General features: G+C 48.2%; 14 protein-coding genes. 8 read left to right on the top strand and 6 right to left on the bottom strand.

The window, feature by feature from the left end:
- The first annotated feature begins 64 nt into the window (after positions 1-64).
- The 6 genes from DXA36_RS13215 (at position 65) to DXA36_RS13190 (ending at position 9,307) form a co-directional block, all read left to right on the top strand.
- Complete coding sequence (locus DXA36_RS13215; protein ID WP_118679908.1) at positions 65-1,054, top strand: LacI family DNA-binding transcriptional regulator; 990 nt, start codon at positions 65-67, stop codon at positions 1,052-1,054.
- Between the two features lie 32 nt (positions 1,055-1,086).
- Positions 1,087-3,396 (top strand): glycogen/starch/alpha-glucan phosphorylase, encoded by a 2,310-nt coding sequence (locus DXA36_RS13210; RefSeq protein ID WP_118679906.1) that lies wholly within the window; start codon positions 1,087-1,089, stop codon positions 3,394-3,396.
- A gap of 51 nt (positions 3,397-3,447) precedes the next feature.
- The gene (gene malQ / locus DXA36_RS13205) at positions 3,448-4,920 is read left to right on the top strand and encodes a 4-alpha-glucanotransferase (RefSeq protein WP_118679971.1); all 1,473 of its coding nucleotides are present in this window, start codon (positions 3,448-3,450) and stop codon (positions 4,918-4,920) included.
- A 149-nt stretch (positions 4,921-5,069) separates the two neighbouring features.
- Positions 5,070-6,461, top strand: coding sequence for an MBL fold metallo-hydrolase (locus DXA36_RS13200; protein ID WP_182479061.1), 1,392 nt, complete (start codon positions 5,070-5,072; stop codon positions 6,459-6,461).
- A 208-nt stretch (positions 6,462-6,669) separates the two neighbouring features.
- Positions 6,670-8,127: a 5-bromo-4-chloroindolyl phosphate hydrolysis family protein gene (locus tag DXA36_RS13195; protein ID WP_182479060.1), complete on the top strand. Its 1,458-nt coding sequence runs from the start codon at positions 6,670-6,672 to the stop codon at positions 8,125-8,127.
- Between the two features lie 31 nt (positions 8,128-8,158).
- Positions 8,159-9,307, top strand: coding sequence for a toxic anion resistance protein (locus DXA36_RS13190; protein WP_118679900.1), 1,149 nt, complete (start codon positions 8,159-8,161; stop codon positions 9,305-9,307).
- 63 nt (positions 9,308-9,370) lie between these two features.
- Here the strand turns inward: DXA36_RS13190 and DXA36_RS13185 are convergent, their stop codons facing one another.
- Complete coding sequence (locus DXA36_RS13185) at positions 9,371-9,817, bottom strand: CYTH domain-containing protein (protein ID WP_118679898.1); 447 nt, start codon at positions 9,815-9,817, stop codon at positions 9,371-9,373.
- Between the two features lie 388 nt (positions 9,818-10,205).
- Between DXA36_RS13185 and DXA36_RS13175 the strand changes: the two genes are divergently transcribed.
- Entirely contained in the window at positions 10,206-10,760 is a 555-nt protein-coding gene (locus tag DXA36_RS13175; protein WP_118679894.1) for a DJ-1 family glyoxalase III, read from the top strand.
- Between the two features lie 63 nt (positions 10,761-10,823).
- Positions 10,824-11,306: a CBS domain-containing protein gene (locus DXA36_RS13170; protein ID WP_118679892.1), complete on the top strand. Its 483-nt coding sequence runs from the start codon at positions 10,824-10,826 to the stop codon at positions 11,304-11,306.
- Positions 11,307-11,377: 71 nt separating this feature from the next.
- On the opposite strand, the gene DXA36_RS13165 is transcribed toward DXA36_RS13170, so the two are convergent.
- The 5 genes from DXA36_RS13165 to DXA36_RS13140 all read right to left on the bottom strand — a co-directional run bounded on the left by DXA36_RS13165 (position 11,378) and on the right by DXA36_RS13140 (position 16,040).
- Positions 11,378-11,581, bottom strand: a complete 204-nt coding sequence (locus DXA36_RS13165; RefSeq protein ID WP_009255824.1) for an alpha/beta-type small acid-soluble spore protein — start codon at positions 11,579-11,581, stop codon at positions 11,378-11,380.
- A 404-nt stretch (positions 11,582-11,985) separates the two neighbouring features.
- Positions 11,986-13,539, bottom strand: coding sequence for a helix-turn-helix transcriptional regulator (locus DXA36_RS13155; protein ID WP_182479059.1), 1,554 nt, complete (start codon positions 13,537-13,539; stop codon positions 11,986-11,988).
- Between the two features lie 274 nt (positions 13,540-13,813).
- Positions 13,814-14,506: a class I SAM-dependent methyltransferase gene (locus DXA36_RS13150; RefSeq protein ID WP_118679886.1), complete on the bottom strand. Its 693-nt coding sequence runs from the start codon at positions 14,504-14,506 to the stop codon at positions 13,814-13,816.
- 54 nt (positions 14,507-14,560) lie between these two features.
- Positions 14,561-15,169 carry an ATP-binding cassette domain-containing protein gene (locus tag DXA36_RS13145; protein ID WP_118679884.1) on the bottom strand — a complete coding sequence of 203 codons (609 nt, stop codon included), beginning with the start codon at positions 15,167-15,169 and terminating at the stop codon, positions 14,561-14,563.
- Between the two features lie 169 nt (positions 15,170-15,338).
- Positions 15,339-16,040, bottom strand: coding sequence for an ABC transporter permease (locus DXA36_RS13140; protein ID WP_243114647.1), 702 nt, complete (start codon positions 16,038-16,040; stop codon positions 15,339-15,341).
- Positions 16,041-16,195: the final 155 nt, after the last annotated feature.

Raw genomic sequence — 16,195 nt, 5'->3', positions numbered from 1 at the left:
GAACAACAGGGAAAACGTTTTCCGAAAACCGTAAGAGGAAAACGCAGGAAAAAGGAGGGATGAAATGGCTTCCATCAGGGATGTGGCACAGAAGGCGGGAGTGGCAATTTCCACCGTTTCCAAAGTATTAAACCAATATCCCAATGTAAGTGAAGAAACGAAAGCCAGGGTTAATGAAGCGATCAGGGAGCTTCATTTTACACCGAACACCATAGCTTCCGCGTTGTCATCCAAGCAGGCGGGCAGAGTGGCCCTGCTGCTGAATCTGAATACCCAGACCCAGGCGATTGACGAAATTGATATGCAGTATCTTTCCGGAGCGATTAATAAAGCACAGGAAAGGAAGCTGGATGTCATCACCGTGTTTTTTTCCATGATAAGAGACAGGGACGTTATGGGAATCGTCAATTATCTTAAGGCACAGAGCATTGAAGGGATTATTATTTACGGAATGAGCCGTGAAGATAAGGTACTGCACAAGCTGGTAGAAGAGCAGCATTTCCGGATCGTGGTAGTGGATGCCCCGTTTGTCAACCCCTATACTTCTTCGGTGCAGATTGACCATGAAAAGGCCCAATACGATGTGGCGAAGAAAACAGTCCTGGAAAACAAAGGGAAACGGATTCTTTATATTGCAGGCAAGAAAAACGGCTTTGTTACCGGGGCCAGGCTGAACGGCATGAAACGCCTCGCGGAGGAAGAAAACCTGTCCTTATTTGTCAGGCAGGGGGAATTCAGTGAAAAGAAAGCCAGACAGCTGACCTTCCAGTATGCCCGCAGCAGGGATATCGTGGTATGCGCCTCGGATCTAATGGCTATCGGTGCCATGAGGGCCTTGCAGGAGATGGATATTTTCCGGCCGGTCTGCGGCTTCGACGGCATCACTTTAATGGGGTATGCAGGAAAACAGATGAATACGGTGAGACAGGATTTTTACAGGGTATCCGCCGAAGCCATGGAAGAGATGTCCCGGCTTCTGGAAGGCGGGGAAGGACGGGAAGTCCTTCTTGATTATTCCATCATAAGAATGCAATATCTGGATATTATATGTTAAAATAGTAAATGCAGAGACCAGGAGGAAGAACAATGGCATTAATGGATACAATTCAGAGAGAAATACTGGAGGAACGGCTGGAGCAGGAAATGGAAGCTCTGGCACAGGAAATGTACGGGAAAAAAATTGCGGAGATATCGGATCAGGAGCTGTATTACGTGATCCTGAACCTGACAAAGGGGCTGATGCATGCCACAATCCCTACGGACGGAAAGAAAAAGGTTTATTATATTTCCGCAGAATTCCTTATCGGCAAGCTGCTTTCCAATAACCTGATTAACCTGGGGGTTTATGACAAGGTGGAAAGCATCCTGAAGGAAAAAGGAAGGGAGCTGTCCCGGATAGAAGAAGCGGAACCGGAGCCTTCCCTTGGCAACGGCGGGCTTGGCAGGCTTGCGGCCTGCTTCCTGGATTCCATCGCTACCCTGGGGCTGCCGGGGGAAGGGATCGGCCTGAATTATCATTTCGGCCTGTTCCGTCAGGTTTTCAAGGATAAGCTGCAGACGGCGGAAAAGGACGCGTGGCTGGAAAAGCAGTCCTGGCTGAATAAAACCGACACCAGCTTTGACGTATATTTTGGAAAGAAAAAAGTGACCTCCCGGCTTTATGACATAGATGTCATAGGGTATGACAGCGGCGTTAACAAGCTGCGTCTGTTCGATTTGGAATCTGTGGATGAGGATTTGGTAAAAGACGGAATCACCTTTGATAAAGAGGACGTGGAAAAGAACCTCACACTGTTCCTGTATCCGGACGATTCGGATGAGGCCGGCAATCTGCTCCGTATTTACCAGCAGTATTTCATGGTGAGCAACGCGGCGCAGCTGATATTAAAAGAGATGAGGGAGAAGCATTATGATCTGCGCAAGCTGCATGAGCATGCGGTGATCCAGATCAATGATACCCACCCTTCCATGATTATTCCGGAATTAATCCGTATCCTGGTGGAGGATAAGGCGTTTACCATAGATGAGGCGATTGAAGTGGTGAGCAAAACCTGCGCTTATACCAACCATACGATCCTGGCGGAGGCTCTGGAAAAATGGCCCTATGCCTACCTGCAGAAAGTAGTGCCTCAGCTCATCCCCATCATTGACGAGCTGGATAAGCGGATAAAGGCTGAATTCAAGGATCCCAAGGTACAGATTATCGATAAGGACAAAAGAGTCCATATGGCGCACATGGATATCCATTACGGCTTTTCCGTAAACGGTGTGGCGGCTATCCATACCCAGATCCTGGAGGAAACGGAGCTTCATCATTTTTATGAGATTTATCCGGAAAAGTTCAACAACAAGACAAACGGTATCACCTTCCGCAGATGGCTGCTTTCCTGTAATAAAGAACTGACCGCCCTGATCGGGGAAGGGATCGGAAACGGATTTAAAAAGAACGCGGATGAACTGGAGAAGCTTCTGGCGTATATAAACGACAAGAACTTCCTGGACCGTCTGGAAGCGATTAAAGTGGATAATAAAAAGAAGCTGGCGGCTTTTATACAGGAAAAGGAAGGGGTGGAAATCAATCCGGATTCCGTATTTGATATTCAGGCCAAGAGACTCCATGAATACAAACGCCAGCAGATGAACGCGCTGTATATCATCCATAAATATCTGGAGATCAAGAGGGGCAAGAAACCCTCCGTTCCGGTTACCTATATCTTTGGAGCCAAGGCGGCGCCCGCATATATCATTGCCCAGGATATCATCCACCTGCTTCTGGTGCTGCAGGATATCGTGAACAACGATCCGGAAGCAGGCAAATATATGAAGATTGTTATGGTGGAGAATTACAATGTTAGCTATGCGGAAAAGCTGATTCCCGCCTGCGATATTTCCGAGCAGATATCCCTTGCTTCCAAGGAAGCATCCGGGACCGGCAATATGAAATTCATGCTCAACGGTGCCGTGACACTGGGAACCGCGGACGGCGCCAATGTGGAAATCCATGATCTGGTGGGGGAGGACAATATATACATTTTCGGAAAAGATTCCGAGACCGTCATTGCCCATTATGAGAAAGCCGATTACGTATCGAAAGATTATTACAAAAAAAGCCCGGTTATCAAGGAAGCGGTGGACTTCATCATAGGGGAACAGGCCATGAAGGCCGGTCATAAGGAGAATCTGGAACGCCTGTACAAAGAGCTTCTGAATAAGGACTGGTTTATGACCCTGCTTGATCTGGAGGATTATATCGCCGTCAAGGATAAGATGCTGGAAGATTATAAGGACAGGGAAAAATGGAAAAAGATGATGCTTGTTAATATTGCCAAAGCCGGCTTCTTCTCTTCTGACAGAACCATCAGGGAATATAACAGGGATATCTGGAAATTAGACTGATTAGGATTCGTGCGCAAAAGCGGACAGAGGGGCGTACAGATGGGAGCAGAAATGAGAAGAAGTGGTATTTTAATGCCGGTGTCCAGCCTTCCTTCGGAATACGGAATCGGATCCTTTTCGAAGGAAGCATATGAATTTGTGGATTTTCTGGAAAGCGCGGGGCAGAAGCTGTGGCAGATACTGCCCCTGGGACCGACAGGGTACGGGGATTCCCCGTACCAGTCCTTCTCCACCTTCGCAGGGAACCCGTATTTCATTGATTTGGAAAGCCTTGTGGAAGAAGGCTGGATTACCCGTGCAGAATGTGATAAAATGGATTTTGGAGAGGATGAATGTTATGTCGATTACGAAAAGATGTATCATTCCCGGTTCCGGATCCTGAAAAAGGCTTTTGACAGAAGCGGCATAGAAGAGAAGCCGGAGTATCAGGAATTTGCAAAAGAAAATGCGTTCTGGCTGGAGGACTATTCTTTATATATGGCTGTGAAGGATTCTCTGGGGGGCGCGAGCTTCCTGACCTGGGAGGAGGATGTCAAGCTCCGTAAGGAAGAAGCGCTGGCCAAGCTGCGAAAGAAGCTTTCACAGGAGATTGCTTTCTATAAATTCCAGCAGTTCCTGTTTACGAAGCAATGGCTTGCTTTAAAGAGTTATGCCAATAAAAAGGGAATCCTCATTGTGGGCGACATTCCCATTTATGTGGCCCTGGACGGAGCGGATACCTGGGCAAACCCGGAGCTTTTCCAGTTGGACGAAGACTGTACCCCTCTGGCGGTGGCAGGCTGTCCGCCGGATGCGTTTTCCGCAACCGGGCAGCTTTGGGGGAATCCCCTTTACCGTTGGGAATATCATAAGGAAACGGGCTTTGCCTGGTGGATAAAACGGATTTCCTATTGCTATAAGCTGTATGATATCCTGCGGATCGATCATTTCCGCGGTTTTGAATCCTACTATTCCATTCCGTACGGAGATCCCACAGCGGAGTTCGGGCATTGGGAAAAAGGGCCTGATTACGACTTTTTCCGTACCCTGAAGCAGGAACTGGGGAAGAAAGAAGTAATCGCCGAAGATCTGGGATACCTGACCCCGGCGGTTCTTAGCATGGTAAAAAAGACAGGTTATCCGGGGATGAAGGTGCTGCAGTTTGCTTTTGATCCCAGGGAAGAGAGCGATTATCTGCCCCACAACTATACCAGGAACAGCGTGGTGTATACGGGGACCCATGATAACCAGACCACAACGGCCTGGGTGGAGGAAATAGGCAGGGCCGATCGGGCCTTTGCCAAGCAGTATCTTAACGTAAAAAGAAACAAGGACGTGCCGGAAGCCATGGTAAGGGCGGCGCTTTCCAGCGTTTCCGACACTGCTGTTATACCGGTTCAGGACTGGCTGGGCCTTGGGGCCGAGGCCCGTATCAACACCCCGTCAACGTTGGGGGAGAACTGGAAATGGCGTCTGAAAAAAGGACAGTGCAGCCAGGAGCTTGCGGAGTACATCCGCGGGCTGACAAGACTGTACGGCAGATAGCAAAGATAAGTAACACAGAACAAAAAACCGCCGCAGGGCGGTTTTTTGTGCTTAAAAGAGGAGGGAAGGCAATAAAGGGCATAACCGTTCAGACAGGTCTGAACAGTTGACAAGGGACAGCAGAAGTCAAATTACCAGGAGGTATGGGGATGGAAAACAAGAATAAGACGTATTTGGAAAAACCTGCGGATTTTAGCAGGGAAAAAGCCGGGGAAGGCTATCCGCTTCTTCTTTATATGGAAAGCGACGGGAAAAAGCAGCATTGGGATCAGGAAAAATACCCCTGTTTTTTCTGGCAGGTATCGGTGGACAAGGATACGGAACATATGGACATCGCGGAGCAGATGCGTTCCCTGGTGGAGGAATTCCCGATTGATGTGAGCCGGATTTACGGGATGGGAGCCGGGAGGGCGGCCGATATGCTGTGGGAAATGATGGGAGCCTATCCGGATTTATTTGCTGCCGCAGCGGTGTCAGGCGGGGCAGGGCAGACCTGGAAGGTAAGAAGGGCCTCCTATGTGCCGGTCTGGATATTCGGCCGTGAGGACGACAGCTATTGTCCGGCGGGCGGACAGATCTGGTCCTCCCAGGGAAAGCTGCTCCATGGGTGTCTCACGCTGGCAAGAAGCCTGCGGGCGGCAGGAAATGAACGGGTGCTTTATTCCTGCAGGCCGGAAATGACCGGGGAAGAGTTTCTGGAGGACAAGGAGGTTCTTCCGTGGATGTTTGTCCGCAGCAAGAGGGAGGGCTACCGCATTGAAATGCTCCGCCCCGGTGTATGGAAGCTGCAGGATTACACGGGAAGCTCTTTCTATGTGGTGGAAGGAAATACGGCGGCACTGGTCATCGATACCGGCATGGGGCCGGAACCGGTAACCCCCTGGATCAGGAAAATAACTCCTCTGCCGCTGGAACTGGCGCTTACCCATTGCCATGGGGACCATATGTACCATGCGGACGAATTCCCGACAGTATATCTGTCTGCCAAAGAGAAGGAGCCGCTGGAAAAGATGAAACATACCATGCTGGAGGGAAGGGCTATCGCCTATGACTCCCTGCAGGATATTCCCGACGGAACCGTGATCGATCTGGGCGGGCTGGGGATTGAGGTGATGGAACTGCCGGGACATACGCCGGGCAGCGTACTCTTTATCGATCATACCCATAAGGTGATTTTTACAGGAGATGCTATCGGATCCGGGCAGATGGTCCTGCTGCAGCTGGATCCTGTGATATCCCTGCAGGAATATAAGAAAAATCTGGAGCGTCTGTACGGACGTCTGGAAGAGATGGACGATTATGTGCTGCTGGGAGGGCATATGGAGCAGGAGGGCGGTTATCCCTTCGGCACCCCCTATAACCCTTCCCCCTATAATCCGCTTGGCAGGGAAGTGGTGCAGGATATGATGGAGCTGTGCGATATATTCGGAACGGATAAAGTGAAAAAACAACGGATGCCGCCGGATCGGCTGTGTGCGGAAACCGCCTTCCTGGGATATTATGGAAAAGCCGGATTGTGTGCGAGAGACAGCCAGTTCTGATTTTACTGTAAAAAGGACACCAAATACCGCCGGGAAAGCCTTCGGAATTGTTTCTGAAGGCTTTCTTAAGAAAATCATTAGGATTTTAACCGTTGGTTTCGTTGATTTTTTATAGCATATCATATATAATTTATCCAGACGTTTATCTTGGATGAGACGGGGAGATGGAACGGACCGGGCTGTAACGGACAGAGACTGGGAGAATAATATGAGCGATAAAGATTGGACAGACCTGGGGAACAATATCAGGGATATGGTGGATGACGCTGTCAGGTCACAGGATTTCAGAAAACTGAATGAAAATATATGCCGTACGGTGTCGGACGGGATTGACAATATCAGCAGAAGCATAAAGAAGAACCTGGGGTATGAGAACCCGAATGACCCCGGTCAGAATCATAACGGGCAATGGGGGCCCCCTTATACCAACGGGCCCGGCGTACGGCCGGGACAGCCGCAGGGACCTAATCCAGCCGGTCCTTTTCCCAATAACGGGGCGGGCGGCTGGCGCCAGGGAAATGCGGCCGGGCCGGGACAGGGCGCTGCGCCCCAGGGGAATCCGGGTCAGGCCGGTTCCTGGGGACGGCAGGGCGGTATTCCCTACGGAAACAATCCGTCGGGACAGTGGCAGTATAACCGTCCGGCACAGAACGGCCCGGGGACATCGGTGCAGAATGCCTTTTCATCAGCAAGAAACAGCCTGATGCAGCATCCCCTCTATGCCAAGACCTTCGGATCCCAGGCGGGCGGAACCGCCTTGTCTGCGGTGGGCTTTACGGTTGCCGGCTGTTCGGCGGTGGGAATCCTGATAATCGCCCTGGTGGGCCTTGCAAGCACCTGGGTGGGAGGCATGAGCGTGGCGATCGCGGTTCTGGCCGTAGTTCTGGGCGGTTCCTCCCTCATGGCGTGGAAGGGGACTTCCATTCTGGGAAGGGTAAAAAGGTTCCGCAAATATGTGGACGGCCTGAAGGGCAGGACCTACTGCAGCGTGAAGGAGCTTGCGGAAGCGGTTGGCAAAAATGAAAAATTTGTCCGCAATGACCTCCAGAAGCTGATAAAAATAGGCTGGTTCAAGCAGGGGCATATGGATCGCCTTGGGACATGCCTTATCGTCAGCCATGAAACCTACCGGCAATATGAAGACACACAGCTGCAGCTGGAGGAACGCCAGAAGCAGGAAAAAGAGAAAGTGCTGGAAATGAAAAAAGCAACGGACGGGCTTTCCGATGAAGTGAAGGAAATGATCCGGACGGGGAATGAATATATTATCCAGATAAAAGAAAGCAACGATGCCATCAAGGGAGAAGAGATATCTGAGAAAATTTCCCATATGCAGATGATTGTGGAGAAAATTTTCCAGAGGGTGAAGGAGCATCCGGAATTCGCCCCGGATCTTCATAAATTTATGGAATATTACCTTCCCACCACAGTGAAGCTCCTGGATGCCTATGAAGAACTGGATAAGCAGCCTGTCCAGGGCGAAAACATCACAAGCGGAAAGTGTGAAATCGAAAAGACGCTGGATACGCTGAATGTAGCTTTTGAAAAGCTGCTGGACAGCCTGTTTGAGGATACGGCCTGGGATGTTGCAACCGATATTTCCGTCCTGCATACCATGCTGGCGCAGGAGGGGCTGACGGAGTCCGGAATGAAAGCAAAAGAATAAGACTGCAAGAAAGATAAAAGGAGCATACAAAATGAGTGAAGAATTCAAAGATTTTACCGCAACGCCCACACTGACACTAAACCCCATGCCAGAGGCGGCTGCGGCGCCCGCACCTGCACCGGAAACAAGACTTGTGCAGGACGAAGCAGGCTGGGATGACAGCATGCTCAGCACGGAAGAAAAGCAGATGGTGGTGGATTTTTCCAAACAGATAGACCTGAAAAATTCCAATCTGATCATGCAGTATGGCGCAGGTGCGCAGAAGAAGATGGCGGACTTTTCCGAGAAGGCACTGGATAACGTAAAGACACAGGATCTGGGAGAAGTAGGTGATCTTCTCAGCGGCGTGGTTTCCGAATTAAAAAGCTTTGATGCGGAAGAAGAAAGAGGCGTTTTTGGATTCTTCAAAAAATCGGCAAATAAAATAACGGCCATGAAGGCGAAATATGCCAAAGCCGAAACCAATATCAATAAAATCTGTCAGGTTCTGGAGGGGCATCAGGTACAGCTGATGAAGGATGCCGCCACGCTGGATAAAATGTATGAGCTGAACAAGACCTATTTTAAAGAGCTGTCCATGTATATCCTGGCCGGCAAGAGAAAGCTGAAGGAGGTCCGGGAAGGGGAACTGGCGCAGATAACGGCAAAAGCCCAGCAGTCAGGACTGCCTGAGGACGCCCAGGAAGCCAGGGATCTGGATTCCATGTGCAACCGTTTTGAGAAAAAGCTTCATGATCTGGAGCTTACCCGCATGATTTCCATCCAGACGGCTCCTCAGATCCGCCTGGTACAGAATAATGATACGCTTATGGTGGAAAAGATCCAGTCCACAATAGTTAATACCGTCCCTTTGTGGAAGAGCCAGATGGTCCTCGCCCTGGGAGTGGAACACTCCACCCAGGCCGCTGCCGCACAGCGCCAGGTTACGGATATGACCAACGAACTGCTTCGTAAGAATGCGGCGACACTCAAGACAGCCACCATCGAGACCGCCAAGGAATCCGAACGCGGAATCGTGGATATGGAGACACTGAAGATTACCAACGAATCCCTGATTTCCACGCTGGACGAAGTAATGCGCATCCAGCAGGAGGGCAGACAGAAACGTCAGGAAGCGGAAGTGGAAATGGCGCGTATGGAAAACGAACTGAAAACAAAGCTGCTGCAGATCAGCGGCTGATGCGGAATGCGAAAAGGAGACTGAAATCCAGTCTCCTTTTTTTGATCTGCAAACCGCGGCCGATCAGAATTTCTTGGTACTTAGAGTGGAATTATGATAAGCCGGATCATAGGTTACCTCATCCAGGAACCAGGCGGGAGGAACAAAGGCTTCCGCTTCTTCTTCGGTGGGAAATTCCACCTCCGCTATCATAAGAGGGGCAAAAAGACCTTCGAAAACATCCAGCTCAATGGTATAGGGCGGCAGTGGAATGAGGTATCTGCGTTTGGTGATGATATTGCCGTCCGCCTTGGCAATCAGGTGATGATAAGCCTCTTTATTCAGGGGAAGATTATATTCTTCCCTGGCCATAAGGCCTTTTCCTTTATAGGTGAGATAATACGTATCGTCTTCCCTGCGGACCCGGACAACCGGGTTCGTATTCAAATAGCCCTGTTCAATCAGATGGCTGTCGTAAGCGGAGAGATAGTCCGGGAGTTGTCTGATGGTAAATTTTCTTTCTATTTCCATAATCGGTTCCTCATTTTCCCTGCATGGACCGTATCCTGCAGATTCTTCCCGCGTGAAGCGGGCCAAGGCCATGAATACCTGGCTTGTCAGCTGCGGGGTATTTGACTTGACCTGCTTTCAGTGTAACACAGGGTGCCGGGGCGTACAAGAAAAAACAGGCGCTTTGTGGGTGTTTGTAACTGTTCAGATGGCCCGCAGGATAGGACAATGATAATATACTGTATTCCGGCGTCGTATAAAATTAAGGAAATATTCACAGTTTTTTTATTGGATATCAGGCGGCTTTTTGGTACAATGAACAAGGACATAAGGGAATAGGAAAAAAAAGTAAGGCCAAAAAAATAATATATGTCGGATAAGCGCGTAAAATGCGCGGATGGGAGTAAAAATGAGCAGAATCGGGATTTTTTTTGCAGAAGGATATGAAGAGATTGAAGCGCTGACTGTGGTGGATTTGGTAAGACGGGCAGGGCTTACCATTGATATGATCTCGGTTTCGGGAGCAGGAGAAGTGACAGGTTCTCATGGGATAACGGTAAAAATGGACAGAACGCTTTCGGAAACGGATTTTTCCCGGATGGATATGATTGTCCTTCCTGGTGGAACGGCGGGAACCACAGGACTGGAGAACTGCGGGGTTTTGATGGACAGGCTGGATGAATTTTATCAATCCGGGGATAAGTACATCGCTGCTGTCTGTGCGGCACCCAGTATTTTCGGGCACAGGGGATATCTGAAGGGAAGGAAGGCAACCTCCTACCCCACCTTTGAAAGCCACCTGGAAGGGGCTGTTGTTACCCGAGCAGCAGCGGAAGTGGACGGACATATCATAACGGGAAGAGGAATGGGGTGCTCCATACCCTTCGGCCTTGCCATTGTAGAGCAGTTTCAGGGGAAGAACGCGGCGGATGAGCTTGCGGAAAAAATTGTATACGACAGGTAACTGCGAAGATACGGTACCGTTACTACGACAGATAAGGAATAGAAAAGGGAGTTATTACAGCGAATGAATATTTTATTTTTTCTGACGCCAAAAAGCGAAGTGGCCTATGTAGAAGAAAATGACAGCCTTCGTCAGGTTCTGGAAAAGATGGAGCATCACGGATATGCGGCGGTTCCGCTGCTGTCTTCCGGGGGAAAATACATCGGCACGATAACGGAAGGGGATGTCCTTTGGAGGCTGAAAAAGGAAGGGTTTCCGGAGCTGCACGAAATGGAGGAAATCTCCGTTATGGAAATGATAAGGAACCGGGATAATAAGCCCGTACATATTAATGTGGATATGGAAGGGCTTATGGAGCGGATAATGAAGCAGAATTTTGTTCCCGTTGTGGATGATGATAAGGTCTTCATAGGAATAGTTACCAGAAAGGATGCCGTTCAGTATCTGGTTGACGAATTGAAAAAAATTAAGACCGGCAGCACAGCAGCAGAAAAAGTACAGATGGCGGTGCACACACGCAATCAAATGGCAGGCAAATATAAGTAAGGACAGGCAGTAAGGACAAACAAATATCCCGGCAAGCTTATAGCTTGCCGGGATTTCTGCTGCAGAAAAAGTTATTTCATCTGCTCTTCCTGTTTCTTGATCATTCTACGAACCATTTCTCCGCCGATAGAACCAGCTTCTTTGGAAGTAAGGTCACCGTTGTAGCCTTCTTTTAAGTTAACACCTAATTCAGAAGCAACCTCAGTTTTGAAACGATCCATTGCTGCCTTTGCTTCAGGGACCTCTACTCTATTAGATCTGTTAGAACTTGCCATTTGAATTCACCTCCGTAATTCTTGTTTCTATTTTTCTTTGTTTTTTAGATAAGCGGGCGGCGACATTCGTTTGCCGTCCGCTTATCCAGGGGGATGTCTGAATTCGCATGTCGGCGTTCCGTTTGTTTCCGTCGCTTATCTTGATGTTATTATTTGCGGAATTCATTTAATTATTATGACAATATATGGTAATTTTTCAGAGGCGTTTTTTGGGGGTAAATAGGTTGTTTTTGTCTGGGAAAATCGTTATACTGTTAGCATATGCAGTCTTTTTCTTCTTTATATATAGAAAGAAAACAAAATACGCTTCCCTAACTTCCTTTTTTAAAATGATAAACGGCGGCTTGAAATTGTTATTTCAAAACCGCCGCCCGTCAAAGACGCAACAGGATTTCCCCCCGGAGTTAAATGCGTTCTAGAAAATACGCATATTCTTTAGCGAAATAGGCAAAACTGCCTCCAACCTCCAATGCAGGAACTTCCTTGTTTAATTCTTGAAGGAATTTTGCAATTGCTTCACGGTATTCTGCAACATTCCGGGTTTTCAATAAATTTGTGTTGGCTGTAAGGGCCGTTTGAGTAAGAGCACGGATCGTTTCGCAGTTGATTCGTTCTGATTCGAGAGCGAATTGTGACGATAATATCCTGCTTTGGAAAATGATGTCGTCAATACGCTTTTCAGCAAGTGCATGTTCACTTTGCTTGCCGTTTCGTTTTGTTAATTCCATTAAACGCTCGTATTCACAACAAAGAGCTTCGCATTCGTGATAAGTTGTTTGCAAAACATCCGTATATTTCATTATCTTTTCGGTGGCGGTTACGCATTCGGCGAGGTTGCCTTCTCTTGCGGTTTCAACGGAAGCATTGAAACCGTTAATGTTCATGCTGTAAGCGGTGTTGGCTAATTGATGAAGGTCAGTTGATAAATTGTGTAAATGTTTGAAATCATCTGTTATGTTTTTCAATACGTTTATGCTTGTGCTAACCTCTTTGGCAATATATAAGAATGCTCTGCCGCACCCGTTCAATGATTTGGCGGCAACATGTGCTGATGCCGCAGTGTTCCCGCCAGTCTCAACGGCTTTATCCATCTTTCTGATACAGGCTTCAACGCAATTTGCAGCTTCTTGTTTAATATCCTCATTAAGCAGTTCAATCGCTTCGTTCATTAAGGTAATCATGTATTCTTTATTCCCAACAAATTGACCGCACAACTTGGCATAATCTGCTTCAATCGCATCAAATTGGTCTTTTGGTGGGGAAATACGCCCAGTTTCAATACCGCAAAAGAAACGCAGCAGATTCATTTGGAAAACCCCGTCATCAATGCAGCGAATCAAGGTAAATATTTTGTCAAACATTTCAAAAGAGGACGTACCACCTGCTGCCAAGTTCCTTACATTCTCATTTCTAAGTTGCTCCATGCGCTTGGCAAGATTACTTAACTCATTTGCCACGATGGTTGTTGGTATGCCTTTAACACCCGCTGAGCTTGCCGTTTCATAGGCAAAAGCAACCAGTTTTTCAGCTTCCTCAATGAAATTGCTTAACAATGCGGAAGTTTTTTCCGCATTTTGTCCAATCCTGTTTAATACCTCGTTCGATAACATTATGACTACCTCCATTTCGTTTGAAAAACTATATTTACGGTATTCGGAGGGTGTCACGCCGAAGTATGCCTTAAACGCCCGGGTGAAACCTTCGTGAGAATCGTAGCCATATTTAAGTGCAATATGCAAAATCCCGGTACTTCCTGCACACACATCACGACAAGCAAGTTGTAATCGGCGATTTTTTACATATTCCATCACAGGTTCACCAACAGCGGCACGAAACAACCGCTGATAATGCGTTTTCGAGAAAAACGCCTGCTGTGCCAACTCACCTATGTCTATTGCTTTGGTCAAACGGCTTTCAATAAAGTCAATGGAGCCATTGATTGCGTTAGGATTTTTCAAGCGTGTCACCCCCTTCCTTAGTATCATTTTATTACAAAACAGACTTTATTTCTTGACCGAAAATACCGTAACCCATATGATAACGCATTATGTACCATTGCGATAAATAATGCAGTTTAGTTCTTTAGGATTCCAAATGGCTTATAAAATGGAAAGGGAAGGACACTGTTCTGAAAGCAGTCCGTAAAGTATGAGGATTGTCCTGCCGTCTTATAACAGGGTATTCCGGTATCAGGCAATAGAACATACCGGCAGTTCTCTGCAGGATATAAAATTATTCGGCAGGAATATACTTTTTTATAACAGCATACATGATTGCAGGAAAATCAGGCTCAATTGAGGTTATTCCGCTTTCAAGCAGCTCAAGTTTGTTATCGGCGAGTTCTTTGCCCAATGTATTAAAATTAACTTTTCTGCAAGAGGTTCCGGTTATTTCCAGTTCCCGGCCGGTTGTTTCATGGGTTCTTTTCTGCAGCTCAAAAGCGGAGCCAATATCTGAACTCCATTCTTCTTTGCCGTCTCCCAATGTACATAGGAGTGCAAATCCATCTTCCCTGAGATGCTCATATATAAATTGATAAAAGCGTTTTCTGTCATTATCCAGGACTAACATATGCAGCACGGAAACGGCGTAAATAAAGTCGAAGGTATCATTTAGCCGCCGTGACAGGCAATCCAAAACGGTAAAGGAACAGGAATAATCGGGAAACCATTCTTTACAGTGTTCGATTACCACGGGAGATATATCGGTAGCTGTCACATGATATCCTTTGTTTAGCAGATAAACAGCATCCCTTCCTTCTCCGCAGCCTAGTTCAATAATTTTTGGATTGTCGTTTGTTTTATATTTTAGCAAGGTTTCTTCAACAATTCTTGAAGGGGAATCAGAAAACCATTTTAACGATCGTTGATGGACCTGTTTATATCTGTCATCGTAGGCTTCATAATAGTGTCGTTCTTTTTTCATAGGTACCTCATAAATACAAAAATAATGTGGTATCGTTCCTTGGTGGAAGGATAGTTATATGGAAAAAGGCTGAAGGATTTCGGCCGCCATATAAGAAGCCTCTGTTTCGTCATGTGTTACAAAAAGCACCGTTTTGGCAATGCCCGCGTCGTTATCCCGGCGGATAGAGGTGAGGGTGTACTCCATGATACGGAGTCGTGTTTTTGTGTCAAGCCCTTTAAATGGTTCATCCAGAAGAAGCAGCTCATAAGGGGAGAGGAGGGCGCGGAGCAGGGCCACACGGCGGCTCTGGCCGCCGGAAAGCTCCCTTACAGGCTGGGTTGCACAGGAAAGCAGATCCGTTTCTTCCAAAGCCTGCATAATAACCTGCCTGGGGAAATGTGTACCTGCAGTCAGGCGGATATTGGAAAGGGGGCTTAAGTTCCCGCAGAGCCTGTCCTCCTGGAAAACAGCCGAAAGGCGCAGACCACGCAGGCCTTCCACCGAACCGGAATCCGCTTCCTCCAAACCCATGAGAATGCGCAGCAGGGTGGTTTTTCCGGCCCCGGAGGGTGCCATAAGAGCGGTGACGGCTCCGGATTTTATGGTAAAGGATAATTCATCCAGCACTTTTTTACCATGATAGTTTTTGGATAATTGGTTGATTCGTATATCTTCCGGCATACATACCTCCTTACTGTAAGCTGCGTTTTCATAGAATTGACGGCCATCCGGTCAGGCTGTTGTGTTATGTCCGCAGGCAACGAGACAATCGGACGCTCTCTTGCATCTGCTGTGTTTTCCTGCAGTCTGTGCAGGAAATCTGCAGACCTGTCTGAACAGTTATATGAAATTACGTTTTTTCAATGAGTGCCACACCCCGGTCAATCAGCCGGAGAAAAAGCTTTTCAAAAATAACGCTGATCAAAACAATCACGAGGGTCCAGGAAAAGAGATCCGCAGTCTCCAGGTAAACCTTGGCCTCATAAAGTTTTTCTCCGATGGAGCCTTTGGGGATGCCGATCACCTCGGCGGCCACTCCTGCCTTCCAGCACAATCCCAGGGACAGGGAAAAGCCTGTGCGCAGGAAGGGGAGAAGCTGGGACAGGTAAATATAGCGGATGCGGCGTATAAGCGGGACCCGGAATACACGGGCCATTTCCAGCAGCTTGGGATCGGTGCTTCGGATTCCGTTCAGCACGTTAGTATAAATGACAGGAAGCACCATAAGGAAGGAAATGATTACGGACAGGTTTCTGGAGGGCACCCATATGAGTACCAGGATAATAAAGGAAGCGACAGGAGTCGCTTTGATGGCCGCCATGGCAGGTGCCAGCAGATCCCGGAAAAAGCCGAAGGCACCGGCCAGGCCGGCCAGGAGTGTGCCGCAGAATGCAGCCAGCATAAAACCGCCGATGATCCGGAAAAAGGAAAAAGCGATGGAAGCCCAGAAATCGGGCAGGAGGGCCAGTCCGCAAAGACGGCGCAGGACGGAAACAGGAGATACCAGCAGTATCTCCTGTCCGATGTAAAGGCTGGCAAGTTCCCAGACCATTAGCCATAGAACTACCGCCCAGAGGCGGATCCGGTTTTGTTTATGGGGAGCGGCCCGGCGGGCACCGCGGCGTCCGCCGGTGATGGGGATGGACCGCGTACGGCGGTATCCGTTGTCTGCCATAGCATCTTCCTCCGTAAAAAGGCGTGACTTCG

The sequence above is a fragment of the Eisenbergiella sp. OF01-20 genome (assembly GCF_003478085.1).
In the GTDB taxonomy this organism is placed as follows: domain Bacteria; phylum Bacillota; class Clostridia; order Lachnospirales; family Lachnospiraceae; genus Eisenbergiella.
Note: the sequence above shows the minus strand (reverse complement) of the source record. Positions and strands in the feature narration are given on the sequence as shown.